The following is a 25,959-nucleotide window of genomic DNA, read 5'->3' on the forward strand; positions in this document are numbered from 1 at the left end:
CCGCGCCCGGGAAAGGGGGCCCGAGCTGCGTGCTTGCCGAGGTCGCGGCCGGAGTGATCGTCGAGGCCGTCGTCAGTACCGCGCGCTGGTTCAGGCGTGAGACCGCAGGCGGGGAAGCCACCGAAGTCGCTCTGCTCCGTTGGTTCGACACCTACGCTCTCGAACCCTCCCAAGGCGCTGGCCCCACGCTGCCGGACGGTGTCCCCTCCGATGCAGTGCGGGACTTCTTCCGCCACGATGACAGCCAGGCACTGCTGCATGAGCTGATGGCGTCCCGTCTCACCGACGCCCCGGAAGCCGTGATCACCAAGCTGCGCGAGGCGTACGCCTCATGCGCCCACGCCGCGCTGGACCCGGTGTTCGCACAAGCCGGAATCGATGCTCCCGAAGTGGCTGCGGGCACCCTCGCGGAGGACTTCTTCGATCACTGCGATCTCGAAATCGCCGGGTTCGTCGGGCAGTTGAGTGCAACAGATTCGACGCTGCTCGACCGGATCCGTCAGGAGGCGTTCTCGGCCCGTGTCGTCGCCGTCCTCGGGGCCATCGAACGCCACACGCGCGCCCTGTCCTTACGGGACTCGAGCTGCCTGGCGGCTGAGCAGGCGTTCGTCTCCACCTACCGTCGGCAGGCCGCATTCGCCCACAGGGCCCTGGAACCCCCCGATTTCGAGCGCCGCCGGCGCGTGCCGATCGGGGACCTGTACGTGAGCCCCGGCATCACCGCACTCCTCGAGAACCGGGCCGCGCAGGATGACGGGGCCTCGCTCGACCTGACGGATCTGCAGCGCGCACTCGACCGGACGGTCCTGCTCGGCGACCCCGGCTGCGGCAAGTCGACCGCCTGCCAGGTCCTGCTGCACCGGCAGGCCTCCGACCCCGGGGCGCGGGTTCCGTTCCTCGTCGTCCTACGCGAATTCGCGCTCGCGGACCAAGGCCGGCGGTCGGTGGTCGATCACATCGAGTACCGTCTGGAGACGTACTACCAGTGCCCGGCACCACCGGGTGCCGTCGACCGGCTCCTGCTGAGCGGAGGGGCTGTCGTGGTCTTCGACGGCCTCGACGAGTTGGTGGACACCACCCGGCGACGCGAGATGACCGAGATAGTCGAGCTCTTCTGCGTCCAGTACCCCCTGGCTCCCGTCCTGGTGACGTCCCGCGCGGTCGGATACGACGAGGCGCGTCTCGACGACCGTCTCTTCGAGTGCTTCCAGCTCGGGCCGTTCGATACGGAGCAGAGCCAGGAGTACGTCGAGAAGTGGTTCGCGCAGGAGGAAGTGACTCCGGAGGACGCTCGTCGCAGCGCGTCGTCCTTCCTCACCGAGAGCTCCGGATTGCCGGACCTGTGTGCCAATCCGTTGATGCTTGCGCTGATGTGCATCCTCTACCGGGGCACGAGTTCCCTTCCGCGCAATCGCCCCGAGGTGTACGAGCAGTGCGCCTCCCTGCTGTTCCGCAAGTGGGACGTCCGGCGCAGGATCCATGTGGAACTCTCGATGGCGCGCCTGGTCGAACCTGCCCTGCGACACCTCGCCTTCTGGCTGCTGACTCGGCGCGGCGACGCTGCAGCGGTGGCGGAGCGCGAAATTGTCGACCGCGTCATGGACTTCCTGGACGAACGCGGCTTCGAGGACCGGACCGAAGCAAGAGCGGCCGCGCAGCAGTTCGTCGGGTTCTGCCGAGGACGCGCCTGGGTGTTCAGTGATGTCGGCACCGACGCGCAGGGGGAGAGTCTCTACACCTTCACGCACCGAACCTTCCTGGAGTACTTCGCCGCCGCGCAACTCGCGAGCACGAGTGATACCCCGGAGGTGCTCGCACGGCGTCTGGCGCCGAGAGTGACCCGCCAGGAGTGGGACGTCGTGGGCCAGCTGGCGGTGCAGATAAAGGACCGCACAACAGACGCGGGAGCCGCGCGTGTCTTCACGACGTTGCTGAGCGACCGTCGCCGCAGGTCGGTGGCCAGCCGCGGAAACCTGCTCGCATTTCTCGCACGCTGCCTGACCTGCGTGGATCCGCCACCCCGCACGGTACGACGGCTTGCCCGAGCGACAGTCGAGCACCTGATGCTCGGAGATCCGGCGACGGAGTGCAGTGCTCCGCTGGCCGCGCTGCTGCGCAGCAGCTGGGACTGCCGCGACGTCGTCACGGATGAAATCAGCCATGCCATCGACGAGGCTGTGAGGTCGGACGATCCCACTCGCCGCCGCGCCGCGCTGCTCCTGGCGGGCTACGCCGGGTACGCGTTCCAGGGCGCCTATTCCTCTCCGGCTCATGCGCACTGGGAGGAGTTCTCCAAGCTGATGATCGCCCGCCACGCCGTGGAATTCCTGGCGATCGCACCCGATCACACGGGCCTGATGGACGTCTGCCTCGGCAATGGCCTTACCGACCTCGGAGATTGCTTCCAGCGCTGCGAACTGGATTTCGGGTCGCTCTGGCAAGGCTGGCAGATGGGAATCTTCGGGCCTGGAGCCTGGTATCCCTACGCCTCCCGCTGTGTGTTCGTCCTGCTTCTGGGTACCGAAGGGTGCCGGCCCTTGTTCGAGACGACTGTCCGGGACTGCACGGCGGCCGGCGCCTGGCTCGTCCGTAACCCCGAGCCGCCCTGGACAGATCGCGCCGACGACGTGTCCGCCTTCTTGATCACCATTGGCGAATCCCTCGCGGCACGGGAAGGGCAGCGACTGCCCGAGCTCACCCCCGAGGGCTATCTCGGGGCCGCAGTGATGCTTCTGGCCTCCCTTGAAGCCAGCCGTGAACCCTCCGTCGAAAGAATCGTCCCGGAACTCGGCCCGCTGACTCAGCTGGCCGCGTACGTTCTAACTCGGTACGGCAACGACGGCACCCACCTCCCCGATCTCCCTGTCCCAGGCGCGTTCCACGGCGTCCTGCGGGCCTGGGCCCGGCGTGAGGTGAACTTCGTACGCCGGGCGTGACCGAGCCTGTGAGCCGTCAGGCGCCCTGCGACGGCGGGCGGACCTCGATCCGTGCGTCCGGGCTGAACTTCTGCAGCAGGTCGGCGAGTTCCTCCGCCGCGGTCTCGACGTCGGCGACGGGCATCGGCGTGAGGCTCTCCAGCAGGAAGATTCCGGTCACCGTCTCCTCGGTGAGACGGGTGCGCGGGCCCTGGCGCCAGTTCCAGCGGCGGCAGGTGACGCCCGCTTCGTCGCGCCACACGATCTCGCCCGCGTCCGGGTGCTCGATGACCTGCTCCCCGCCCGCGACGGTGACGAAGTCCTCCTCGCCGGTGGCGCGCACCAGGCGCATACCGCCCTCGATGCGGTCGATGTCCTCGCCGCCCACGGGGACGAGATGGGCGACGCTGATGGCGTTGTAGACGTCCACCAGGAGATTGATCCGGGGCAGGCCCGCCTCCGACAGCGCCCGCTTGGCCAGTGCCTCCGCCGAGTTGCGGGTGCGCGAGGGCTTCGACCCGAACGCCGTGTACGCCTCCCGCCAGGCCGCCATGTGCGGGTCTTCGTGCGGTGCGCGCCCGGCCAGACGTACGGCCAGGCGGCGGGTCGCGTCGTCGAGGAGCGCGGAACTGGCCTCCGTGCTCGGGCCGTTGACCAGCCCGTGCGCCTCGACGGCGATGTGCGTGAAGCCGGGCACGAGCGCGCGCACCTCGTCGGACACGGTCAGCGTGAGGGTCATCGTCCGCCTTCTCCCGGGGATCAGAGTGCGGTGGGGAGTGTCCGCCACAGGTGCGGCCGGTCGGGGGCGGCCTTGAGGACATCGAGAACCACCGGATGCGGTGCAGCATACAGGACTGGATAGTCCAGCTCATTGAACTCGGGGTCGGTCACGAAGGCCAGCCGCTCCCCGTCGAGCGAGAACTGCGCGTCCACGCCCGGCTTGTTGCCCCGAGGGTCCTGCCGATGCCAGGCCCCGTTGAACCGCACGGCGACCAGGCCGTGCAGCACCTCGAACTTCTGATAGCACAGCGCCGTCGGGATGTCCTCGGCCCGCAGCAGCGCGGCGAGCGCGTGGGCCTTGGCGTAGCAGATGCCGGTCCCCTGCTCCAGGACGTCGGAGGCGCGCCAGGTGACCCGGAGGTCGCCGGAGTCCTGCGAGTGCGGAATGGTGTCGCGGACGAACTCGAAAGCCGCTCGCGCATATTCATACGAGTTGGCCACCCCGGCGGCGAGCCCGGCAGCCGTCTCACGCACGAGCGGATGATGATGGTCGATCACCTCGTCGGCGGCCAAGTAGGCGGAGAGATCTGCGGTTTCCTGGATCATCTGCATGAGAGGAGAGAGTAGGCGGCAGTCGAGTCGAGCGTCAATTTAATTGCGGCTATACGCATATCTATGCAGTCGCGGCAGAACGGCCGACCATCGCCGCAACCCTTGCGCCTTGTTACAACCCCTCCCCCGCACCGCCGGTCTGCGTCAGCGACCGGTCACCGGTCACCGACGAGTTCGTCGGCGTTCTCATCGACCAGGGGGAATCCATGAAGCATCGTCTGCTCGGAGCCGCGCTCGCCGGCTGCGCCCTTGCCGCGGTCGGGGCCGGGCCCGTGTACGCCGACTCCGACCAGCTGTGGATCGACGTACCGTCGGAGTCGGTGCTCCCGGTGCACGGCCCGAGCGGCACGGCCGAGCGCTCGCTCACGGTGCGCGTCGGCCACGACAACACCGAGAACGAGGTCGGGCCCGGCCGGCTGACCGTGGACGCGAGCGAGGTCGCCTCCTTCGCGCGGGTGTCGTGGCCCTCGAACTGCGCGCCTGAGTCCGCGGTGAAGGCGGTCTGCGACTACCCGGGGATGCCGGCGGGAACGGACCTCGTGACGGCGGCCGAGCTGGGTCTGACCGCCCTGCCGGACGCGGACCTCGCCGCCTCCGGGTACGTGCGCTACACCGCGAGCGCCGGCGAGCTGACGTCGTTCCCCGCGGAGACCCGGGTCAGCCTGGCCGACGGTCCGGACCTCGGTCTGAGCCAGGCCGAGTACCAGCGGGACCTCAGGCCCGGCACGAACACCCGGGTGAGCGCGACGGTCGGCAACACCGGCAGCCGCACCGTGCAGCGGACGCTGCTGTGGGTCAACGCGTCGTACGGACTGCGCTTCAAGGAGCGGTACTCCAACTGCGAGTACCGGCAGCACCCGACCGGCGAGTCCGCGCTCTGCGTGCTGGACGAGGCGGTGGCTCCGGGCGAGCGGTACGGGCTGACGACCGATCTGCGCGTGGAGCGCAGGGCGCTGTACGAGCGGTTCGACCACTCCGTGCTGCCGTACTCGGACCAGGCGCTGGAAGAGGCCCGCGGCGAGGACACCTGGACCCCGGGAACGGGGCCCGAGCTGGATCTGCGCCCCGCGGCGGCGGCACCGGCCGCCGCCGGGGACGACGACATCGATCTGCTGGACAACTACCGGACCGTCATCCTCGACGCCAGGAACACCGCCGATCTGAAGCTCACCGGCAGCAGGGTGCGCGGGGCGGCCGGCGACACCGTGACCGCCTCCGTCACCGTGCAGAACCGGGGCCCGGCATGGGTGGCGTCGCTGGGTGCGGGCTCGCCCGTGGCGGTGGTGCGGTTCCAGGCACCCGAGGGCACGACCATCGTGGGTCTGCCGGATGATGAGTGCACGTCACTGCCGCCGTCCGAGGAGGGGGAGCCCGTGACGACGTACTCCTGCTGGACGCCGATCTACCTGCGCGACGGGGCGTCCCACAAGGTGGAGGTGCAGTTGAGGATCGACGAGGTGGTGCGCGGCGCGCGCACCACCGTCGAGATCCTCGACGACGAAGCGGAGCTGCCCGTCAGCAAGTTCGACCCGAACCTGCGCAACAACCGCGCGCAGATCGTGGTCAACTGACGGGCGACGGGCGCTAGCGCGCCATCTCCTCCTTGAGCGCCGCCACGAACGCGTCCACGTCGTCCTCGGTCGTGTCGAACGCGCACATCCAGCGCACGACGCCGGCCGCCTCGTCCCAGAAGTAGAAGCGGAACCGCTTCTGCAGGCGCTCGCTCACGTCATGGGGAAGCTTGGCGAACACACCGTTGGCCTGCACCGGGTAGAGGATCTCCACACCGTGCACGGCGCGCACGCCCTCAGCGAGGCGCTGGGCCATCTCGTTGGCGTGCCGGGCGTTGCGCAGCCACAGGTCCTTGGCGAGCAGGGCCTCCAACTGCACCGACACGAAGCGCATCTTGGAGGCGAGCTGCATGGACAGCTTGCGCAGGTGCTTCATGTGGCTGACGGCGTCCTGGTTGAGGACGACGACCGCCTCACCGAACAGGGCGCCGTTCTTGGTGCCGCCGAGGGAAAGGATGTCGACGCCGACCGCGTTGGTGAACGTCCGCATGGGGACGTTCAGCGAGGCGGCGGCGTTGGCTATCCGGGAGCCGTCCAGGTGCACCTTCATGCCGTGCGCATGGGCGTGGTCGCAGATCGCGCGGATCTCGTCCGGGGTGTAGAGGGTGCCCAGCTCGGTGCTCTGGGTGATCGAGACGACCTGGGGCATCGCCCGGTGCTCGTCGTCCCAGCCGTACGCCTGCCGGTCGATCAGCTCGGGGGTGAGCTTGCCGTCGGGGGTGGGCACGGTGAGCAGCTTGAGGCCGCCCATGCGCTCCGGGGCGCCGCCCTCGTCGACGTGGATGTGCGCGCTCTCGGCGCAGATCACCGCGCCCCAGCGGTCGGTGACCGCCTGGAGCGCGACGACGTTGGCGCCGGTGCCGTTGAACACCGGGAACGCCTCGGCGGTGGCGCCGAAGTGGCTGCGCACGATCCGCTGGAGGTTCTCGGTGTAGTCGTCCTCGCCGTACGCCACCTGGTGCCCGCCGTTGGCCAGGGCCAGGGCGGCGAGCACCTCCGGGTGGGCGCCGGCGTAGTTGTCACTGGCGAAGCCGCGGACGTCCGGGTCGTGGTGACGCCGGGCGTCGGTCTTCGGAGGGTTCACGGCTTCTCGGTCAGCCACAGGCGGTTTCCGTTCACTTCGGCGGCGGACTTGTCCCAGACGCCGACGACGGCCTCGGCCAGGTCCCTGACGTCCGTGAAGCCCGCGAACTTCGCGTTGGGGCGGTCGGCGCGCATCGCGTCGTGCACCAGCGCCTTCACCACCAGGATGGCAGCCGCGGACGTCAGGTCCTCGGCGCCCCCGGCCTTGCGGAAGGCGTCGGCCAGCGCGAGCGTCCACGCCTCGGCGGCGGCCTTGGCGGCGGCGTACGAGGCGTTCCCGGCGGTCGGCTTCGAGGCGCCGGCGGCGCTGATCAGCAGATACCGGCCGCGCTCGCTGCGCTGGAGGGGCTCGAAGAAGGCGAGCGAGGTGTGCTGCACGGTGCGGATGAGCAGCAGCTCCAGGAAGTCCCAGTCGTCGAGGCTGGTCTTGATGAAGGTCTCGCTGCCGCGCCAGCCGCCGACGAGATGGACCAGGCCGTCGACGCGGCCGAACTCCTTCTCGGTGCGCAGTGCCCAGTCACGGGTGGAATCCAGGTCGAGCAGGTCGACCGTCTCGCCGGTGACCGCCGCGCCGCCGGAGGCGTAACGCGCCGCGTCCACTGCCTCCGCCAGTCGCTCGGGGTCGTTGTCCGCGCCGACCACGGTGGCGCCCGCTTCCGCGAGTCGCCGCAGTGCCGCCCGGCCGGCGGGTCCGCCCGCGCCGGCCACCGCGATCACCGCACCGCTGAGAGCTCCGTTCCCCGCCATCTTCTTCGCCTCCTGCTGAGCCGTGTTCTCGGTGCCGCTGTCGCTCACGCGGCGACTCGCTCGGCGCTCTCCGCCGTGATGCCCTTGGTGGAGGCGATCACGTTCTTCAGCTTCTTGGAGAGGGCCTCATAGAACATGCTCAGCGGAAACTCGTCCGGAAGCACGTCATCGACGAGCTTGCGCGGCGGCTGGGTCAGGTCCAGGGCGTCCGGACCCTTTGCCCAGCGGGACCCCGGGTGCGGGGAGAGGTAGGTGGAGACGAGCTCGTAGCCGGCGAACCAGTGCACGAGCTTCGGGCGGTCGATGCCGTCGCGGTAGAGCTTCTCGATGTCGGCGCACAGCTGGTTGGTGACCTGCGGGGCGCGGTCCCAGTCGATGTGCAGCTTGTTGTCGGTCCAGCGGACGACATCGTGCTTGTGCAGGTAGGCGAAGAGCAGCTGGCCGCCGAGGCCGTCGTAGTTGCGCACGCGCTCGCCGGTGACCGGGAAGCGGAACATACGGTCGAACAGCACGGCGTACTGCACGTCACGGGCCTGCGGGACGCCGTCGGCCTGCAGCTTCACGGCCTCCTTGAAGGCGGTGAGGTCACAGCGCAGCTCCTCCAGGCCGTACATCCAGAACGGCTGGCGCTGCTTGATCATGAACGGGTCGAACGGCAGGTCACCGTGGCTGTGGGTGCGGTCGTGGACCATGTCCCACAGGACGAACGCCTCTTCGGTGCGCCGCTGGTCGTGGACCATCGCGGCGATGTCCTCGGGCAGGTCGAGGCCGAGGATGTCGACGGCGGCGTCGGTGACGCGGCGGAAGCGGGCGGCCTCACGGTCGCAGAAGATGCCGCCCCAGCTGAAGCGCTCGGGCGCCTCGCGCACGGCGATCGTCTCCGGGAAGAGGACAGCGGAGTTGGTGTCGTACCCGGCCGTGAAGTCCTCGAACTTGATGCCGCAGAACAGCGGGTTGTCGTAGCGGGTGCGCTCCAGCTCGGCCAGCCAGTCCGGCCAGACCATGCGCAGGACGACCGCCTCGAGGTTGCGGTCGGGGTTGCCGTTCTGCGTGTACATCGCGAAGACGACCAGGTGCTGGAGGCCGTCCGCGCGGCTCGCGGCGGGCTGGAAGGCCAGCAGCGAGTCGAGGAAGTCGGGCACCTCGAAGCCGCCCTCGGCCCAGCGGCCGAGATCCTTCACGAGGGCCGCGTGGTAGGCCGCGTCGTGCGGCAGCAGCGGGCTCAGCTCCTCGACGGCCGTCACGACACGCCGTACGGCCGCCTCGGCGTCGGACCGCGCGGGCGCGCCCTCGGCCTCGAAGTCGATCGACCCGTCCTTGGACTGCCATGGCCGGATCAGCTCCACGGCATCCTTGAGCACCGGCCACGCCGGGTGCTCAACCACCCTGGTCATGGGAGGAACCTGCTCCTCCGAAGCCGCCTGCACAAGAATTTCCGTCATGTCCCATCCTCCACGGGAGAACCTCGCGTAAGCACACCGTATGCATACGGGGTTCCTCCCAGCAAGAGGAAGCCCGGGAAATTATCCTGCGCACACCCAAGGTCACCGAACTTTTTCCTGTTGGATGTCTCGTCGGCGATTAGAGGTGCCTCCAGCGGGCATACGCGGAGTCCACCCACGAGATCCGGTCAATCCCCGGAGGACTCGCCCACGCCAGGGTGACTGCCCATAGGGGTGCGAACCAGGCACGGCATGCCCCCGGCCGCAAACCCTGCGTACACGTGGGGTTCATCACGCGCACAGGCCACTAGGCTGCGGCTCGGCCCACGCGAACAGTCCGCTCCGGTTCGCGCGAGCTCCCCCGCCGCCGTCGACGGAAGCGAGTTGAACCTTGAACTTCCTTACCATCGGTCACCGCGGAGTCATGGGTGTCGAACCCGAGAACACCCTCCGTTCCTTCGTCGCCGCCCAGCAGGCCGGCCTCGATGTCATCGAACTGGACCTCCACCTCAGCAAGGACGGCGCCCTCGTCGTCATGCACGACACCGATGTGGACCGCACGACCGACGGAACCGGCCCGATCGCCGACAAGACCCTCGCCGAACTGCGCGCCCTGGACGCGGGCCGCGGCGAGCGCGTACCGGTCTTCGAGGAGGTCCTGGAGGCCGTGAGGTCACCCCTCCAGGCCGAGATCAAGGACGTGGCCGCGGCCCGGGCGCTCGCCGAGGTGATGAAGGACCGGGACCTGGCACCGCGCGTCGAGGTGTCCTCGTTCCACGACGAGGCCGTCGCCGAGATCGCCCGCCTGGTGCCCGGGGTACGCACCGCCCTGATCGCCAGCCGCTACGGCACCGACATCGTGGACCGCGCCGTGGCGGCCGGCGCCGCGACGGTCTGCCTGAACATCCGCCGGCTCACCCTGGAGGTCGTGGAGCGCGCCCGCAAGGCGGACCTGCGGATCATCGGCTGGGTGGTGAACACCCAGGACCACCTGCGTCTCGTACGGGCCCTGGAGCTGGACGGCGCGACGACCGACTATCCGGAGATCAAACGCACCGGCCGCTTCACCGCGTGAGCGTCACGCCAGCGCCTTGACCAGCAGCTCGAACTGGAGGTCCGCGCGCTGCGGGATGCCGAAGCGCTCGTCGCCGTACGGGAACGGGGTCATCCGGCCCGTACGGCGGTAGCCGCGCCGCTCGTACCAGGCGATCAGGTCGTCGCGTACGGAGATCACGGTCATGTGCATCTCGGTGGCGCCCCAGGTCTCGCGGGCCTGCCGCTCCGCCTCCGCGATGATCACCTTGCCGAGGCCGGCGCCCTGGAGTGCCGGGCTGACGGCGAACATCCCGAAGTAGGCGTGGGTTCCTCGGTGTTCGAGCTGGCAGCAGGCGACGACCCGCCCGTCCCGCTCGACGGTCAGCAGCCTGCTGTCGGGCGACTTGATGACCGCCAGCACGCCCTCCGGGTCGGTCCGCTGGCCTTCGAGGATGTCCGCCTCGGTGGTCCACCCGGCCCGGCTGGAGTCCCCGCGGTAGGCGGACTCGATCAGCACGACCAGCGTGTCGACGTCGGTGTCGGTGGCTTCGCGGAAGACGAGTCCGGCGGAGGCGTCGGGCGCGGCGGTGTCCATGGTGCGGTTCTCCCCTTCACGGGCGCGGCTCGGGCACCGCTGAGCCTAACGCGCCGCTAGGCTCCCGCTGCATGGTGCACGTACTGAGCGGCCGGACCCTGCTGCGGCCCACCGATCCCGAACGGTCCCGTGTCTTCTACGGCGAGCAGCTCGGCCTCGCCGTCTACCGCGAGTTCGGCACCGGCCCCGAGCGCGGCACCGTCTACTTCCTCGGCGGCGGCTTCCTGGAGGTCTCCGGACGCTCCGAGACGCCGCCGTCCCCGGCAGTCCGGCTGTGGATGCAGGTCCCGGACGTGGCCGCCGCGCACGAGGAGCTGGTGGCGAAGGGCGTCGGGATCGTACGGCCTCCGGTGAAGGAGCCCTGGGGGCTGATCGAGATGTGGATCGCGGACCCGGACGGGACGCCGATCGTGCTGGTGGAGGTACCGGCGGACCATCCGATCCGCTACCGCCCCGGAATCTAGGGCGGGGCTCCAGGGCCTGCCGGTGCGGGTCCGTTGTCGCCGGATGGCCGGGGTCCGGGGCGGGGCTTAGCGTGCTGGAGGGGGTCTTCGTCGCGGGAGGAACGCCATGAAACTCGACAAGCCGGTGACCGGCGGGCCCTGCTGGACCGAGCTCGGCACGAGTGATCTGGCCGGGGCCAAGCAGTTCTACGAGGGGCTGTTCGGCTGGCGGGCCGAGACCGATCCCCGTCAGGAGGCGGGCGGCTACACGGTGGCGCATCTCGGGGACGCGGCGGTGGCCGCGCTGACCCCGCTGTACCAGGAGGGGCAGCCGGTGGCGTGGAACGTGTCGTTCGCGGTGCCGGACGCCGACGCGGCCGCCGAGCAGGTCACGCAGGCAGGCGGCACGGTGCTGGTGGGCCCGATGGACGTGTTCGAGGTGGGCCGCTTCGCGGTGGCCGTGGACCCCACGGGAGCGGTGTTCCAGCTGTGGCAGGCGCGGTCCTTCCCCGGTGCGGGGCTCCTCAACGCGCCCGGCGCGCTGGGCTGGGTGGAGCTGATGACGCGGGCGCCCGAGCGGGCCGTCGAGTTCTACACGACGGTGTTCGGCTGGACCGTGAACGCCTCGGAGCACTACACGCAGTGGGGCATCGCCGGTGACGACTTCGGCGGAATGATGGACATGGACGACAGGTTCCCGCACGAGGTGCCGGCGCACTGGCTGCCGTACTTCGCCGTGGTGGACGTCGGGGCGACGGCCGAGGACGCGGCGCGGGCGGGCGGCACGGTGCTCATGGAGCCGACGTCGATGCCCAACGGGCGGGGCCTGGCCATGCTGCGGGACCCGCAAGGCGCGGTGTTCGGTGTCTACCACGAGCCGCCGCAGCCCTGATACCCGGTTCAGGCACGCAACGCGCCCAGTCGGCCCTCCAGCCGGCCGAGCAACTCGCCCAGCAAGGAGGCGAGTTCGCCGCGTCCCTCGGAGTCCAGCTCGGACAGTACGGAGGTCTCGTAGGCGAGTTGCTCCGGCAGGACGCCGTCGACGAGATCCCGGCCCTCGTCGGTGAGGCGGAGGTGGGCCACGCGCCGGTCGCGGGTGTCGCCGCGGCGCTCGACCAGGCCCCGTTCGGTCAGCTGCTTGAGGCGCTTGGTGACGGCGGCGCCCGAGGAGAAGGTCTCGCGGGCGAGTTCGCTGGGCGTCAGTTCGTGGCCGGTGCGGCGCAGCGCGCCGAGCAGGTCGAACTCGGGGCGGCTGAGGCCCGCGCGGCGCAGGGGGGCGTCCTCGGCCTGCTGGAGGAGGGCGGCGCAGCGGTTGATCCGGCCGATGATCTCCATGGGCGCGGTGTCGAGGTCGGGGTGGACGCTCTGCCACTGCCGGACCACGGCGGCCACCGTGTCGCGTCTCGTCCCGGTCGGCCCGCCGCTGGTCGCCGTCATGGCCGTACGCCCTCCGTCGTGTTGCCCGTGCGCTGGTCCGGGTGCCGTCCTCGGCTACTACCCGTAGCGGCGAGCGTACGTGGTCCGGCGCGCTCGGCACGCACGACCCGCTTCCGGTGCGGCACCACGACGGCGGCGGCGAGTCCGACGAGCGCGCCGACCAGGGTGTCCACGACCCGCTCGGCGATCAGCGGGCCGGGCTGCTGGAACCCGCCGAACTCGGTGATCAGGAGCGCCATCGGGGTCACGCAGACGCTGCCGAGCCAGTAGTTGCGGCCGATGAGCGCCTCGGCGCCGAAGTTGAGGGCGAGACAGCACAGGACCAGGGCGACCTCGCCGGTGTGGGCGAGGGGCACCAGCGCGGCGAAGAAGAGGACGCCGAGGAGGTTGCCGACGACGCGCTGGACGCCGCGGCCCCAGGTGAGGGCGAGGTCGGCCTGGTACAGGGACGCGGCGGTGACCAGGGCCCAGTAGGGGCGGCCGATGCCGAGGGCCAGGGAGGCGTAGCCGGCGAGGGCGCAGCCGAGGGCGGTGCGCAGGGCAAGCGGGGCCAGGGGGCGCACGCGGTGCCACAACGGGCCGGGGCGCGGGGCGAGTTCGGAGTCGACGCCGGTGAGGTGCGGGACCTCGGGCACGGGCCGGTTGCCGCGCACCTGGCGGGCCCAGTCGCGCAGTGGCGCGGGGTCGGCGTCGGAGGGCGCGGCGAGGGCGACCTCGGCACGGACCATGAGCCGTTCGAGGGCGCGGTGGGTCTCGGGGGCGGTGGAGGACGGGGTGGCGTCCGTGGAGCGCAGTGCCTGCCGGGCGGCCTGTACGGCGGTGACGGTGGCGGTGTGGGTCGCGGTGGTGTCCTGTCCGGTGCCATGGGCCTCGGCGTGCGCCGCGGCGGCGTTCAGGGCTGCCGCGGTGGCCCGGCGCTCGGGGCCGTGCGGGCGCAGGAGACCGGGGGCCATGCCGACGAGCCATGCCCAGGCGCCGGCCGCCGCGGCCAGCCCGAGGTGGACCGGGATCCGGTCCGGTGACTGCGGGACGAACAGGGCGGCGGAGCTGATGAAGGTGAGGACGACGTTGCCGGGCGGGCCGACGCGGGTCGCGTCGCACAACACCTTCTGCACGGCCGCCAGCACCGCGCCGACAGCGACCAGGACGAGGGCGCTGCGCGTCAGGGAGGCCGTGAGCAGGGCGGTCGCGAGACCGCCGAGCATGCCGAGGATCACCCATGCCAGGGCACGGGCCCGGGCGGCGTAGGGACGGTTGTGGGCGTAGAGCGCGCAGAGCGACCCGGCCATCGTGTACATGGCCAGGTCCAGGCGGCCCAGCACGAGGAGGGCGAGGTTGGGCGGGGCGACGGCGGCTACCACGCTCAGGGCGGGCTTGAACCAGATGTCGGAGGGCCGGCCGAGGCGCAGCACTCCGGCGAGCGGGAGACGACTGCTCATGACCATCACCTTAGCAAGTGTTTTACTCGTAAAGCACATCGGACGCCGAGCGGGCCCATGGTGTGACCTGCCGCGCTCCGTCGAATGCTCCCCGCGTACACCCTTGCGCTTGCGTGCGCGCCGCACGGCCGGGGCATCGACGCACTGTCCGACACCGTCGAGCGGGGAGGTGCGCGTGCACGGACCGGCTTCGCCCGGCTGGCTGCTGGTCGCGCTGTGTGCGGCGACCGGGGTCTACTGCCTGCTGCGGATGCGCAGTCACGTCGAGGAACAGCGCCGCACCGCGGGCGGCGAGGCACTGATGGGGTTCGGCATGGCCGCGATGGCGGTACCCGCCGCGGTGTTCACACCGCCGTCGTGGGCCTGGCCCGCCTACGCCGCCGTGTTCGGCGCGGCCGCCCTGCACGCCCTGTGGTCCGCCCGGGCCGGCGGGCACCATCTGCACCACATGGTGGGGGCCTCGGCGATGGTCTACATGGCGATCGCGATGGCGGTGTCGCCGGGCCACCACGGCGGTTCAGGCGTGCCGTACGTGACGGGCGTGCTGCTCGTGTACTTCACGGGCTATGTGCTGCTCTCCGGGATCCGGCTGGTGCCGGTCGCCGCCGGCGCCGGCGGGGGCGCCGGGTGGGGCGACCGACCGGAGCTGGCGCGGGCCTGCCGGCTGTCGATGGGGATCGCGATGGTGGCGATGCTGCTGACGCTGTGACACGGGATCGCGCCAGGGGACGGGGCTATGAACGCCCGTGGCGCCGACTCTTCGACACGGCCGGCTCTTTGACATGGCCGACTCTTTGACACGGGGGCTCGGACCGTACTTGTCCGTGGTCTGCGTCACTTTGGCGCGGGTGTCCGTACCCCTGAGCGATTCGGCGCTCATAGGGTGCTTCCCATGATGGTCCCCGCGGCACTGTTGCTGCTCGGCGCCCTGACCGCCGTCCTCGCCCCGCGGCTGCTCGCGCGGGCGGACTGGCCGGACCGAGAACCGGTGGTCGCGCTGTGGGTGTGGCAGTGCGTGGTCGCGGCCGTACTGCTGTGCTGCGCACTGTCGATGACGCTCAGCGCGGCGGCCGCGTGGCAGGCGGTGCGTGGTCATGTCTTCGCGCCGGCGCCGAGTGCCGTCGTCGAGGCGTACGCGCTCGGAGTAGGCGGTTCCTGGGCGGCGACGACCGCGGTGACGCTAGCGTGCGGCGGGCTGTGGACCGGGGCCATGCTGGCGCGCGAGGTGTCGCGCGCGCGTGCCAGGCGCCGGCAGCGCAGGGTCGAACTCCTCGTGCGTGCACCGCTGTTGCCGGGTGAGGAGACCGGGAACGACCGTCTGGTGATCCTGGAGGGCGAGCGGCCGGATGCCTGGTGGCTGCCCGGCACGGCGCCGCGACTCGTCATCACGACGGCCGCGCTGCGCCGTCTCAAGGGACGGCAGCTGGACGCCGTACTGGCCCACGAGCAGGGCCACGCGCAGGCCCGGCACGACTGGCTGCTGCACTGTTCGGGGGCGCTGGCAGGCGGGTTTCCGCAGGTGCCGGTGTTCGCCGCGTTCCGCGACGAGATGCACCGTCTGGTCGAACTCGCCGCCGACGACATGGCCTCCCGCCGGTTCGGCCGGCTGACCACCGCCCTCGCCCTGGTCGAACTCAACGAGGACCGGGGCGTGTTCGGCCCCTGCCCGACCGCGCACACGCAGGTGCCGCAGCGCGTGAACCGGCTGCTCACTCCCCCGGACCGCCTCACGGCGGGCCGACGCCTGCGCCTGACGGCAGCGGCCGCCCTCGTCCCGGCGGTGCCGGTGATCGTGGCGGTCGTACCGGGGCTGCGGGCGCTGGGGTAGCCGAGGCGGTGGGCGGCACGGCGGGCGCCGTCGTGCCGGAACACCCGCACGGGGCGGCTGCCGCAGCCCCTGCCCGGGCACCGGCACCGGCACCGGCACCGGCACCGGCACCGGGGACTGCCCCGTCCCGGGACGCAAGCACAGGAGGCGGCTGCCCGCGCCCTCCTCGGGATAGCCCGCTCCCCGCCGGGTACCCGTCAGCCGATGTTGCTCCGGGCCACGGCCCGGTTCTCCTGTGGCGGGCGACGCAAACCCGCCCCCGGCATTGGCCTCCGGCCCCATCGGTCGGCGAGGATCGCAGTATGCACACCCAGTCCGTCGAGTCCCCGCCCCGCCCACCGGCCGAGCGCAGCACCTCCCGCTGGGCCGGTGCCCTGGCGCTGTGCTCGGCGCTGCTGCTCGCCCTGGTCGCCGTGCGCTGGTACCCGCTGATGACCGTGGACAACGACATCGCGGACACCACGCACCGCTGGGCGGTGGACGAGCCCGGCGTCACCCAGGCGTTCCGCATCCTGACGGACTGGGTCTGGGATCCATGGACGATGCGCATACTGACCTTCGCGGTCGCGATCTGGCTCGTGTGGCGCAGAGCCGCCCGCTGGACGGCGCTATGGCTGCTGGCCACATGTCTGCTCGCCACACTGTTCCAGCAGTTCCTGAAGGCCGTGGTCGACCGCCCCCGCCCGGTCTGGCCGGACCCTGTCGACTCCGCCCACTACGCCGCCTACCCCTCCGGCCACGCCATGACGGCGACGGTCGTCTGCGGCCTCCTGCTGTGGCTCCTGCACCGGTACGGCGTCCGCGGCACCCTGTGGCGTACGGCCGTCGCCGTGGGCGTGATCTCCGTGGCCGGCGTCGGCCTGACCCGGATCTGGCTCGGCGTCCACTGGGCCACGGACGTCGTCGGCGGCTGGCTCCTGGGCGCGTTGGTCGTGGCCGTGGCGGTACGGGTGCACACCCACAGGCGGGGCTGAGCGCGCACCGGCGACACGGTGCGCCATAGGCGTCGGACACACACCGGAGGTGTCACGCGTGCACCGGCGGCGCGTTGCGCCGGGGGCGTCGATCTTCCCGCGCGGCCGGTGCACGGCCCCGTAGGATCCCATCATGACCGCAGTTTTGTTCGATTTCTCCGGAACCCTCTTCCGTGTCGAGTCCACCGAGTCCTGGCTGCAGGGAGTGATCGCCGAGGCAGGAGTGGAGCTCGCCGAGGCCGAGTTGGCCGATGCGGCGCAGGCGCTGGAGACGATGGGGGCGCTGCCGGGCGGCAGCGGTCCCTCCTACCTGCCCGAGGACGTCGCGAGCGTCTGGGGAGTGCGCGACAAGAGCGCGGAACTGCACCGCGCGGCCTACACCGGACTCTCCCGGCATGTGCCGCTCCCCGATGACCGGCTGCACGACCTGCTGTACGACCGCCACATGTCCCCGGCCGCCTGGGTGCCGTATCCCGACACCCCCGAGGTGCTGCGGGCGCTGCGTGAGCGCGGCATCGGGGTGGGCGTGGTCAGCAACATCGGCTGGGACATCCGCCCGGTGTTCCGCGAGCACGGCCTGGACCCCTTCGTGGACACCTACGTGCTGTCGTACGAGCACGGCGTCCAGAAGCCCGACCCCCGACTGTTCCGGACGGCCTGCGCGACGCTCGACGTGGATCCGCGCGACGTCGTCATGGTCGGCGACGACCGGCGGGCCGACGGCGGCGCGGCGGCGCTGGGCTGCGCGGTGCACTTCGTGGATCATCTGCCGGCTGCCGAGCGGCCGGACGGGCTGCGGCCGGTGCTGGATCTGGTGCGAGCCGGGGTGCGGGCGAACGGCGTCGATCCGCAGAACCGCCACTGAACAAGTAGCCTCCGGCGACCATCACCCCGGGCTGAGCCCGCCCCGGACGATCCCCCGCGTCGCCCGGGGCAGACAGCAACCCCGACCTGGCGTCATCGAGGCCGGGCCGGACGCGTTGAGTATAGTTGGCTGGCAGCCAGTCAACGCAGGAGTTACAGCATGTCCCCGCGCAGCGCCTCGGTCAATGAAGAGCTGCGGCGGCGATCCCGGGAGCGGCTTCTCCAGGCGGCGGTGGAGTTGGTCGGCGAGCACGGCTACGACGCGACCACGCTGGGCGACATCGCGGACCGTGCGGGATCGGCGCGCGGACTGGTGTCGTACTACTTCCCCGGCAAGCGCCAGCTGGTGCAGTCCGCGGTGCACCGGCTGATGTACCGCACGCTGGAGGAGGCGCTGGAGCGCGAGCCGCGCACCGACGACGGCCGGGAGCGGATGGCCAGGGCGATCGACGCGATCCTGGGCCTGGCCCGGGACCGGCCCGTGCTGATGCGCCAGCACATGGCGGGGATCCTTCAGGCCGAGGGCTTCATGCAGTGCCCGGAACAGCGGCGGCTGGCCGAGCTGCTGCGGGAGGTCTGCGTAGGGCACGGCTCGGCGGACCCGGACACCGACTACCCGATGCTGCGCGCCCTGCTCATGGGCGCGGTGTACGCGGCGCTGGTGCCGGGGGTGCCGATGCCGGTGCCGGTGCTGCGGGCGGAGCTGTTCAAGCGTTACCGGCTCGACCGGGAGCAGGGCGTCCCGCCGGACGCGGAGGCCGTGTCCGGCGGGATCTGCGACATGGATCTGTCACGGTACTTCGCGACCGGGTCCCCACCCGACTGCCCGGAGGGCCGGCCGGATCCGTCCGCTCAGTCGAAGTAGTCCGGCTGGGTCTGGACGTTGAGTTCGCGCAGGTGCACCCCACGGGCCGGAGCGGTACGCCGGTCGTTGAGCTTCAGGACGTCGAAGCCCCTCGCGAGCTCGTTGGAGTAGATGTAGCCGTTGTAGTAGTACGCCGACCAGGAGCCGGCCGACCTGAGGACGTCCGTGGTGAGCGGGCCGCGGTCGAAGTAGGCGATCTCCTCGGGGTTGCGCGAGTCGGTGAAGTCCCAGACGGAGATGCCGCCCTGGTACCAGCCCTGGACCATGATGTCCTTGCCCTTGACCGGGATCAGCGAGCCGTTGTGGGCGACGCAGTTCTCGGTGGCGGCCTGGTGGCGGGGGATCTTGAAGTAGCTGCGGAAGACCAGCTTGCGCTTGTCGCCCTTGCCGACGATGTCGTAGATGCCGTCGGCGCCGCGGTCCGGGCCGATCTCCGCGTTGCAGGTGGCCGCGCTGCCGCCGCCCAGCTCGTCGGTGAAGACGACCTTGTTCGCCTTCTGGTTGAAGGTCGCCGAGTGCCAGAACGCGAAGTTCACGTCGTCCCTGACCTGGTCGATGACCTTCGGGTGTTCCGGGTCCGCGATGGACATCAGGATGCCGTCGCCCATGCAGGCGCCCGCGGCCAGGTCCTTCGAGGGCAGCACGGTGATGTCGTGGCAGCCGGTGGTCTTGCGGACGCCGCCGGGCGGGCCGGGGTTGCCGCCGCCGTCCGGGCCCTCACCGGGGAAGAGCACCGGGAAGTTCACCACGGCCGCTTTCTCGGGCGCGTGGCGCGGCACCTTGATCACGGAGATGCCGTCGTGCGGCGGCTGGCAGTCCGGGTAGGAGGCGTCCGGCGAGTAGGAGGAGACGTAGACGTAGACGTTGCGGCGCTCGGGCACCAGCGTGTGGGTGTGGGATCCGCAGGCGGTCTCGACGGCGGCGACGTACTTGGGGTTCCGCTTGTCGCTGATGTCGAAGACCTTCATGCCCTCCCACGAGGACTTCTCGGTCACGGGCTGGGTCGTGCTGTTGCAACTGCTGTCGCTGCGAGAGGAGTCGGTGGACAGGAACAGCAGGTTCCCGGAGACGGAGATGTCGTTCTGCGAGCCGGGACACAGGACCTGGGCGACCGTCGTCGGCGCTGCCGGGTTGCTGATGTCGAAGACGCGGAAGCCGTCGTAGTTGCCCGCGAAGGCGTATCGGCCCTGGAAGGCGAGATCGGAATTGGTGCCCTGGAGCGCGTCCTTGGGGACGGACGCCAGGTGCTCGATGTTGTCGGAGTGGACGATCTCGTTCTGGCCCGGTATCTCACCGTCCGCCAGCGACTCGCGCACCTGGGCGCGGGTGCGCTCGGAGACCTCCTGCTCCGCGACGGGGCCGTCCCCCGGGTCGGGGGTCGCGAGGGCCGGCTGCGCGGTGAGCAGTGCGGCCAGGAGCCCGGCGGCGGCGGTGGCAACTCCCAGGCGTCTGCGGCGTGTTGGGGGTCTGCTGAACAGGATCACTGTTTCCTCCCTTGTTCCGTTCGCACTGGAACGGTTCACACACGAACGAGTATCGTCACGGTCATGCACATATCAACAGGGGGCAATGAACATGTAACAAGGCAGCCGACCCGCCGCGCGTCGCACGTCATGTCAGGACCGACCGTGCTGGCGGCCCTCGCCGTGCTGGTGCTCGGCGGCTGCGACGACTCCGACGCCAAGTCGCCCGCGCGCAGCGGTCCTTCGGTGATCGTGCCGGGCAAGCCCGGTGAGTCGAACCGGATGCTGTCCGCCGAGGAGGCCGAGCGGCAGCGCGCCGAGGACGACTCCCCCAACTCCGCGGACGTCTCGTACGCACGCATGATGATCGCGCACCACACCCAGGCCCTTGAGATGACCGAACTCGCCCCGGACCGCGCCGAGTCGACGAAGGTGACGAAGCTCGCCGAGCGGATCGCCGCCGCGCAGAAGCCCGAGATCGCCGCCATGCAGGGCTGGCTCAAGACCCACGGCAAGGCCGAGCACGGCGACGGCCACGACCACGGCTCGATGCCCGGCATGGCGACCGAGGCACAGCTGGAGAAGTTGCGCGCCGCGCGCGGGAAGGCGTTCGACCAGCTCTTCCTCACGTTGATGATCACCCATCACGAGGGGGCGATCACCATGGCCACCGATGTGAAGGGGCAGGGGAACAACATCCGGGTCGAGGAGATGGCGGACGAGGTGATCGCTCAGCAGGCGAGCGAGATCACCCGGATGCGGGACATGTTCTGACGGCTCCGGCTCCGGCACCTCGCCGCCGCAGCCGCGGTGCCGGCGCCCAGACCGCGGTCAGCGGCGGGCGGGGGGCACGCGTTCAGCGGCGGGCGCGGCGCGGGGTCAGGAATCCCGCGTCGCGCGCCTGCCCGATGAGCCGGAGCGATCTGCGGCGGCTGTGCCCGGTCGCGCTCATCACCGCGAGCACGGGGTCGGCGCCCGCCTGCTGCGCCGCGCGGTACTTCTGTGCGATCAGCCACTGCCCCTCGACACCGCGCGGCCAGCCCGACCGGACCCGCCCGGCCCCGGCGCCCCCGCCGCCCTCGGCATCCTCGCCGTCCTCACCTCCGTCGGTGTCCGGCCCGGTCCCGATGCCGCACGCCTCGGAGAGCGGCCCCTCGATCCAGTCGGCGAGCGCCGTCAGGTCGTCGAGGGAGAGCGCCGGCTCGGCGCGCACGTCCTCGATGGAGACGCACCCCTCGGACACCACGGCCACCGCGTCGACCCTCGCACCGTCACCGAACTCCAGCCGGACGCCGAACCACACAGTGGCGCCGCCACCGTCCCGCACTTTCCATGCGGGCCACACCGACACGGCTCCGTCCGCCGCGGGGCGATCGGACAGATTAAGAAAGGATGCTTCCAGCACACACGCAACGTAACCGCATGATCACACTCCATACGAACGAACACGCGTCCTGTACGGCGCACAGCACCCTGTCAGCGGAGCGGCAGCGGTGCGATGCTGGACCCGAGAGCGACTCCTGACGATCCCCGGACAAGGAGTTCCGCCGTGCTTCGTGTCGCCGTCGTCGGCTCCGGGCCCAGCGGGTGCTACACCGCCCAGAGCCTCGTACAGCTGGACAACGACGTGTGCGTCGACGTCCTGGACCGGCTGCCCTGCCCGTACGGCCTGGTGCGCTACGGCGTGGCGCCGGACCACGAGAAGATCAAGTCCCTCCAGAACAACCTGCGCACGGTCCTGGAGCACGAGCGGGTGCGGTTCCTCGGCGGCGTCCGGATCGGCCCGGACGGGGTGCCCGGGGCGCGGCTGCGCGAGCTGTACCACGCGGTGGTGTACTGCGTGGGCGCCGCCACCGACCGGCACCTCGGGATTCCGGGCGAGGAGCTGCCGGGCAGCTGGTCGGCGACGGAGTTCGTGTCCTGGTACAGCGGCCACCCGGACTTCCCGGAGCACGAGCCGAACGGTTCCCCCGACCAGGACGGCTTCGTGGCCGGCGCGAGCTCCGCCGTGGTCATCGGCGTCGGGAACGTCGCGGTGGACGTCACCCGGATGCTGGCCCGCGGCGCGACCGAACTGAGCCCCACCGACATTCCGCAGGGCGCGCTCACCGCGCTCGCCGCGAGCCGTGTCACGGACATCGCCATGGTCGGCCGCCGCGGCCCCTCGCAGGCCCGCTTCACCACCAAGGAGCTGCGGGAGCTGGGTTCGCTCCCGGACACCGAAGTGACCGTGGATCCACGGGAGTTGGAGCTGGACCCGGCGTACGCCGACCCCTCCGGACTGCCCGCGCCGCAGCGCCGCAACGTCGCGGTGCTGCGCGGCTGGGCCGAGGCCCCGCCGCGCGGCGCCCGCCACCGGATCCGGCTGCGCTTCTTCCTGCGCCCCGTCGAACTCCTGGCCGAGGCCGGGCGCGTGGGCGCGGTGCGCTTCGAACGCACGGTGCCCGACGGGCAGGGCGGGGTGACGGGCACGGGCCGGTACGAGGACATCGCGGCCCAGTTGGTGCTGCGTTCGGTGGGCTATCGCGGAGTCCCCCTGGAGGGCCTGCCCTTCGACGCGGCGAGCGGCACGGTGCCGCATCTCGGCGGGCGGGTGCTGCGCGAGGGCGCCGTGGCGCCGGGCGAGTACGTGGCCGGCTGGATCAAGCGGGGCCCGACCGGCGTCATCGGCACCAACCGGCCGTGCGCCAAGGAGACGGTGACGTCGCTGCTGGAGGACGCCGCCGCGCTCGCCCGACGCGAGCTGCCCGGCGATCCGCTCACCGCGCTGCGCGCCGACGGTGTCGAGCCCGTCGAGTGGCCCGGCTGGCAGTCGATCGAGCGAGCCGAGGCGCAGCTGGGGGCGTCGCTCGGCAGGGGCGTGGTGAAGCTGCCCGACTGGCAGTCGCTGATGAACGCCGTGCACGGCAGCGCCCATTAGACGCTCAGGGGCGAGCGGCCGGCCACGACCCGCACTGGGAACGAGCAAGCAACACACTCGAAATCAACAAACTGTCAAAGGAGTCTACGGTCCGCGTATGACAACCGCACACCCCGTCGACGAGGTCCCACCCGCCCGGCAACTCGCCGCTTTCGGCCTCCAGCACGTCCTCGCCATGTACGCCGGTGCCGTCGCCGTTCCCCTCATCGTCGGCGGCGCCATGAAACTGCCGCCCGCCGACCTGGCGTATCTGATCACCGCCGACCTGTTGGTGTGCGGTATCGCGACGCTGATCCAGTGCGTCGGTTTCTGGCGTTTCGGCGTGCGACTGCCCATCATGCAGGGCTGCACGTTCGCAGCCGTCTCCCCGATGGTGCTGATCGGCACCACGGGCGGCGGACTCCCGGCGATCTACGGCTCCGTGATCGTCGCGGGACTGGCGATCATGCTGCTGGCCCCGGTCTTCGGCAGGCTGCTGCGCTTCTTCCCGCCCCTGGTGACCGGCACCGTGATCCTGATCATCGGCCTCTCCCTGCTGCCGGTCGCGGGCAACTGGGCTGCGGGCGGCGCCGGTTCGGCGGACTTCGGGGAGCCGAGGAACGTCGCGCTGGCCGCCTTCGTGCTCGCCGTGGTGCTCGGTGTGCAGCGGTTCGCGCCGGTGTCCCTCAGCCGGATCGCCGTACTGATCGGCATCGTCGTCGGACTCGCGGTGGCCGTGCCGTTCGGCTTCACCGACTTCGGCGGCGTGGGCGAGGCGGACTGGCTCGGGATCAGCACGCCGTTCCACTTCGGGGCGCCCACCTTCGAGTTCTCGGCGATCGCGTCGATGCTGGTGGTGGCGCTGGTGACGATGACCGAGACGACCGGCGACCTGATCGCGGTCGGCGAGATGACCGACCGCAAGGTCGAGCCGCGCTCCCTGGCGGACGGCCTGCGCGCCGACGGCCTGTCGACGGTGCTGGGCGGCGTCTTCAACACCTTCCCGTACACGGCGTACGCGCAGAACGTGGGTCTGGTCGGCATGACCCGGGTGCGCAGCCGCTGGGTGGTGGCGACCGCGGGCGGCATCCTGGTCCTGCTCGGCCTGCTGCCCAAGCTGGGCGCGGTGGTGGCGGCGATACCGGCACCGGTGCTGGGCGGTGCGGGTCTGGTGATGTTCGGGACTGTCGCCGCGAGCGGGCTCAGGACCCTGGCCGGGGTCGATTTCAGGGGCAACAACAACCTGACGGTGGTGGCCGTCTCGGTGGCCATGGGCATGCTGCCGGTCGGGGTGCCGGCGATCTACGAGAAGTTCCCCGACTGGTTCCAGACGGTGATGAACAGCGGCATCAGCGCGGGCTGCCTGACGGCGATCGTACTGAACCTGCTCTTCAACCACCTGCCCGCGAAGGCCGGTTCAGACGCCCCCGAGCCGGGCGGCCTGTCGGGAGGCGGCGTCGAGAAGGGCGTCGAGCAGTCCCGGGAAAAGGCCGTCTAGGTCGTCCTTGCGCAGGCCGTTCATCTTGGCGGTGCCCCGGTAGATCTGCCGGATCACCCCGCTCTCGCGCAGCACCCGGAAGTGGTGCGTGGTGGTGGACTTGGTGACCGGCAGGTCGAAGTGCGAACAGGAGAGCTCGTCGCCGACGGCGGCGAGCTCCCGCACGATGTACAGCCGCAGCGGGTCGGACAGCGCGTGCAGCACGCCCTCGAGACGGATCTCCTCACGCTCCGGGTGCGGGAGGTCTCGGCTGCTGACAGCGGCGCTGGTCACGGCGGCTCCACTTCGTCGGGTTCCTCGGCCGGCCCACCTTGCCGACGGACTCTGCCATTGTACGAGACCTCTCGTAGTTTGACATCTGCCGTACTACGATGCCTATCGTACGAGCAGACGACTGGTCCCCAGCGACGAATGGAGTCCGCCGTGAGCGCGCTCTTCGAGCCCTACGCCCTGCGTGAAGTGACGATCCCGAACCGGGTGTGGATGCCCCCGATGTGCCAGTACTCGGCCGCACCGGAGGGCCCCGACACGGGCGCCCCCAACGACTGGCACTTCGCGCACTACGGCGCCCGCGCGGCCGGCGGCACGGGCCTGATCGTCGTCGAGGCGACCGGCGTGAGCCCTGAGGGCCGGATCTCCCCCTGGGACCTGGGCATCTGGAACGACACGCAGGTCGAGGCGTTCCGCCGGATCACGCGCTTCCTGGTGTCGCAGGGCACCGTGCCGGCGATCCAGCTTGCCCATGCCGGCCGCAAGGCGTCGACGGACCGGCCCTGGAAGGGCGGCGCGCCGGTCGGGCCGGACTCCTACGGCTGGCAGCCGGTGGCGCCGAGCGCGATCCCGTTCGCCGACGGTCACCCGGTGCCGACGGAGCTGACGGTCGACGGGATCCAGGAGGTCGTGGGCCGGTTCGCGGACGCCGCGCGCCGCGCTCTCGCCGCCGGGTTCGAGATCGCCGAGATCCATGGCGCGCACGGCTATCTGATCAACGAGTTCCTGTCCCCGCACTCCAACCACCGCACCGACGAGTACGGCGGCTCGTACGAGAACCGCACCCGCTTCGCCCTCCAGGTCGTGGACGCCGTGCGCGCGGTGTGGCCGCAGGACAAGCCGCTGTTCTTCCGTATCTCCGCGACCGACTGGCTGGAGAAGGACGGCTGGACCGCCGACGACACCGTCCGCTTCGCCGCCGACCTGAAGGCCCACGGCATCGACCTGCTGGACGTCTCGACCGGCGGCAACGCCTCCGGCGTCCACATCCCGGTCGGCCCCGGCTACCAGGTGCCGTTCGCGGCGCGCGTGAAGGCCGAGACATCGCTGCCGGTCGCCGCCGTGGGCCTGATCACCGAGGCCGAGCAGGCCGAGAAGATCGTCGCGAACGACGAGGCCGACGCCGTCCTCCTCGGCAGGGAGCTGCTGCGCAACCCGTCGTGGGCCCGGCACGCGGCCCGGGAGCTGGGCGGGGACGTGCACGTGCCGGACCAGTACCACCGGTCCGTCTGACCGCGGACGCACTGGGGTGACCTGAC

25 protein-coding genes are annotated in these 25,959 nt (G+C 70.9%); 14 read left to right on the top strand and 11 right to left on the bottom strand.

Going from position 1 to position 25,959, the window contains the following annotated elements; translation table 11 throughout:
- The first annotated feature begins 29 nt into the window (after positions 1-29).
- Positions 30-2,936 (top strand): NACHT domain-containing protein, encoded by a 2,907-nt coding sequence (locus tag PGH47_RS04980; protein WP_271662418.1) that lies wholly within the window; start codon positions 30-32, stop codon positions 2,934-2,936.
- Between the two features lie 16 nt (positions 2,937-2,952).
- Here the strand turns inward: PGH47_RS04980 and PGH47_RS04985 are convergent, their stop codons facing one another.
- Positions 2,953-3,654, bottom strand: coding sequence for a B3/B4 domain-containing protein (locus PGH47_RS04985; RefSeq protein WP_271662419.1), 702 nt, complete (start codon positions 3,652-3,654; stop codon positions 2,953-2,955).
- Between the two features lie 20 nt (positions 3,655-3,674).
- On the bottom strand, positions 3,675-4,247 hold the full coding sequence (locus PGH47_RS04990) for a transglutaminase domain-containing protein (protein WP_271662420.1): 573 nt from the start codon (positions 4,245-4,247) through the stop codon (positions 3,675-3,677).
- 206 nt (positions 4,248-4,453) lie between these two features.
- Between PGH47_RS04990 and PGH47_RS04995 the strand changes: the two genes are divergently transcribed.
- A complete protein-coding gene (locus PGH47_RS04995) occupies positions 4,454-5,818 on the top strand; it encodes a hypothetical protein (protein ID WP_271662421.1) in 1,365 nt (454 codons plus the stop codon).
- Between the two features lie 13 nt (positions 5,819-5,831).
- Here PGH47_RS04995 and PGH47_RS05000 read toward each other — a convergent pair whose 3' ends face one another.
- The 3 genes from PGH47_RS05000 to PGH47_RS05010 are packed head-to-tail and all read right to left on the bottom strand — an operon-like array spanning position 5,832 to position 9,090.
- Positions 5,832-6,902 carry a threonine aldolase family protein gene (locus PGH47_RS05000; RefSeq protein WP_234765477.1) on the bottom strand — a complete coding sequence of 357 codons (1,071 nt, stop codon included), beginning with the start codon at positions 6,900-6,902 and terminating at the stop codon, positions 5,832-5,834.
- Positions 6,899-7,648, bottom strand: a complete 750-nt coding sequence (locus PGH47_RS05005; RefSeq protein ID WP_271667986.1) for an SDR family oxidoreductase — start codon at positions 7,646-7,648, stop codon at positions 6,899-6,901. Before PGH47_RS05005 ends, PGH47_RS05000 begins: the two co-directional genes overlap by 4 nt.
- Before the next feature lie 44 nt (positions 7,649-7,692).
- A complete protein-coding gene (locus PGH47_RS05010; protein WP_271662422.1) occupies positions 7,693-9,090 on the bottom strand; it encodes a DUF6421 family protein in 1,398 nt (465 codons plus the stop codon).
- 391 nt (positions 9,091-9,481) lie between these two features.
- Between PGH47_RS05010 and PGH47_RS05015 the strand changes: the two genes are divergently transcribed.
- On the top strand, positions 9,482-10,165 hold the full coding sequence (locus PGH47_RS05015) for a glycerophosphodiester phosphodiesterase (protein ID WP_107911723.1): 684 nt from the start codon (positions 9,482-9,484) through the stop codon (positions 10,163-10,165).
- Between the two features lie 3 nt (positions 10,166-10,168).
- Here PGH47_RS05015 and PGH47_RS05020 read toward each other — a convergent pair whose 3' ends face one another.
- The gene (locus PGH47_RS05020) at positions 10,169-10,720 is read right to left on the bottom strand and encodes a GNAT family N-acetyltransferase (RefSeq protein ID WP_271662423.1); all 552 of its coding nucleotides are present in this window, start codon (positions 10,718-10,720) and stop codon (positions 10,169-10,171) included.
- A gap of 71 nt (positions 10,721-10,791) precedes the next feature.
- Between PGH47_RS05020 and PGH47_RS05025 the strand changes: the two genes are divergently transcribed.
- Both PGH47_RS05025 and PGH47_RS05030 read left to right on the top strand, forming a co-directional pair.
- Positions 10,792-11,184 carry a VOC family protein gene (locus tag PGH47_RS05025; RefSeq protein WP_126897126.1) on the top strand — a complete coding sequence of 131 codons (393 nt, stop codon included), beginning with the start codon at positions 10,792-10,794 and terminating at the stop codon, positions 11,182-11,184.
- Positions 11,185-11,290: 106 nt separating this feature from the next.
- Positions 11,291-12,055, top strand: a complete 765-nt coding sequence (locus PGH47_RS05030) for a VOC family protein (protein WP_271662424.1) — start codon at positions 11,291-11,293, stop codon at positions 12,053-12,055.
- Positions 12,056-12,063: 8 nt separating this feature from the next.
- Here PGH47_RS05030 and PGH47_RS05035 read toward each other — a convergent pair whose 3' ends face one another.
- Together PGH47_RS05035 and PGH47_RS05040 are read right to left on the bottom strand one after the other, a co-directional pair.
- Positions 12,064-12,600: a MarR family winged helix-turn-helix transcriptional regulator gene (locus PGH47_RS05035; RefSeq protein WP_030954181.1), complete on the bottom strand. Its 537-nt coding sequence runs from the start codon at positions 12,598-12,600 to the stop codon at positions 12,064-12,066.
- Positions 12,597-14,039 carry an FUSC family protein gene (locus tag PGH47_RS05040; RefSeq protein ID WP_271662425.1) on the bottom strand — a complete coding sequence of 481 codons (1,443 nt, stop codon included), beginning with the start codon at positions 14,037-14,039 and terminating at the stop codon, positions 12,597-12,599. Before PGH47_RS05040 ends, PGH47_RS05035 begins: the two co-directional genes overlap by 4 nt.
- 175 nt (positions 14,040-14,214) lie before the next feature.
- On the opposite strand from PGH47_RS05040, the gene PGH47_RS05045 reads away from it, so the two are divergent.
- From PGH47_RS05045 to PGH47_RS05065, 5 genes are all read left to right on the top strand, one after another.
- Positions 14,215-14,748, top strand: a complete 534-nt coding sequence (locus tag PGH47_RS05045; RefSeq protein ID WP_271662426.1) for a DUF5134 domain-containing protein — start codon at positions 14,215-14,217, stop codon at positions 14,746-14,748.
- 183 nt (positions 14,749-14,931) lie between these two features.
- A complete protein-coding gene (locus PGH47_RS05050) occupies positions 14,932-15,867 on the top strand; it encodes a M56 family metallopeptidase (RefSeq protein WP_271662427.1) in 936 nt (311 codons plus the stop codon).
- A 302-nt stretch (positions 15,868-16,169) separates the two neighbouring features.
- On the top strand, positions 16,170-16,841 hold the full coding sequence (locus PGH47_RS05055; RefSeq protein ID WP_271662428.1) for a phosphatase PAP2 family protein: 672 nt from the start codon (positions 16,170-16,172) through the stop codon (positions 16,839-16,841).
- Between the two features lie 133 nt (positions 16,842-16,974).
- On the top strand, positions 16,975-17,706 hold the full coding sequence (locus PGH47_RS05060) for an HAD family hydrolase (RefSeq protein ID WP_271662429.1): 732 nt from the start codon (positions 16,975-16,977) through the stop codon (positions 17,704-17,706).
- Positions 17,707-17,865: 159 nt separating this feature from the next.
- Positions 17,866-18,570, top strand: coding sequence for a TetR/AcrR family transcriptional regulator (locus tag PGH47_RS05065; RefSeq protein ID WP_271662430.1), 705 nt, complete (start codon positions 17,866-17,868; stop codon positions 18,568-18,570).
- Here PGH47_RS05065 and PGH47_RS05070 read toward each other — a convergent pair.
- Positions 18,558-20,054, bottom strand: a complete 1,497-nt coding sequence (locus PGH47_RS05070) for an LVIVD repeat-containing protein (RefSeq protein ID WP_271662431.1) — start codon at positions 20,052-20,054, stop codon at positions 18,558-18,560. The two genes, PGH47_RS05065 and PGH47_RS05070, sit on opposite strands and share 13 nt — an antisense overlap.
- 129 nt (positions 20,055-20,183) lie before the next feature.
- Between PGH47_RS05070 and PGH47_RS05075 the strand changes: the two genes are divergently transcribed.
- Positions 20,184-20,807 (top strand): DUF305 domain-containing protein, encoded by a 624-nt coding sequence (locus PGH47_RS05075; protein ID WP_271662432.1) that lies wholly within the window; start codon positions 20,184-20,186, stop codon positions 20,805-20,807.
- Positions 20,808-20,889: 82 nt separating this feature from the next.
- Here PGH47_RS05075 and PGH47_RS05080 read toward each other — a convergent pair whose 3' ends face one another.
- The gene (locus PGH47_RS05080; protein ID WP_271667987.1) at positions 20,890-21,384 is read right to left on the bottom strand and encodes a DUF6214 family protein; all 495 of its coding nucleotides are present in this window, start codon (positions 21,382-21,384) and stop codon (positions 20,890-20,892) included.
- A gap of 198 nt (positions 21,385-21,582) precedes the next feature.
- On the opposite strand from PGH47_RS05080, the gene PGH47_RS05085 reads away from it, so the two are divergent.
- On the top strand, positions 21,583-22,953 hold the full coding sequence (locus tag PGH47_RS05085; RefSeq protein WP_271662433.1) for an FAD-dependent oxidoreductase: 1,371 nt from the start codon (positions 21,583-21,585) through the stop codon (positions 22,951-22,953).
- 97 nt (positions 22,954-23,050) lie between these two features.
- Complete coding sequence (locus PGH47_RS05090) at positions 23,051-24,430, top strand: nucleobase:cation symporter-2 family protein (RefSeq protein WP_271662434.1); 1,380 nt, start codon at positions 23,051-23,053, stop codon at positions 24,428-24,430.
- Here the strand turns inward: PGH47_RS05090 and PGH47_RS05095 are convergent.
- Positions 24,350-24,703: an ArsR/SmtB family transcription factor gene (locus PGH47_RS05095; RefSeq protein ID WP_271662435.1), complete on the bottom strand. Its 354-nt coding sequence runs from the start codon at positions 24,701-24,703 to the stop codon at positions 24,350-24,352. The two genes, PGH47_RS05090 and PGH47_RS05095, sit on opposite strands and share 81 nt — an antisense overlap.
- A 150-nt stretch (positions 24,704-24,853) precedes the next feature.
- Here PGH47_RS05095 and PGH47_RS05100 point away from each other — a divergent pair, with 150 nt between their 5' ends.
- Positions 24,854-25,933, top strand: coding sequence for an NADH:flavin oxidoreductase/NADH oxidase (locus tag PGH47_RS05100; RefSeq protein ID WP_271662436.1), 1,080 nt, complete (start codon positions 24,854-24,856; stop codon positions 25,931-25,933).
- The last annotated feature ends 26 nt before the right edge of the window (positions 25,934-25,959 follow it).

Origin of the sequence: Streptomyces sp. HUAS 31 (genome assembly GCF_028198125.1) — a bacterium.
Taxonomy (GTDB): Bacteria; Actinomycetota; Actinomycetes; order Streptomycetales; family Streptomycetaceae; genus Streptomyces; species Streptomyces chartreusis.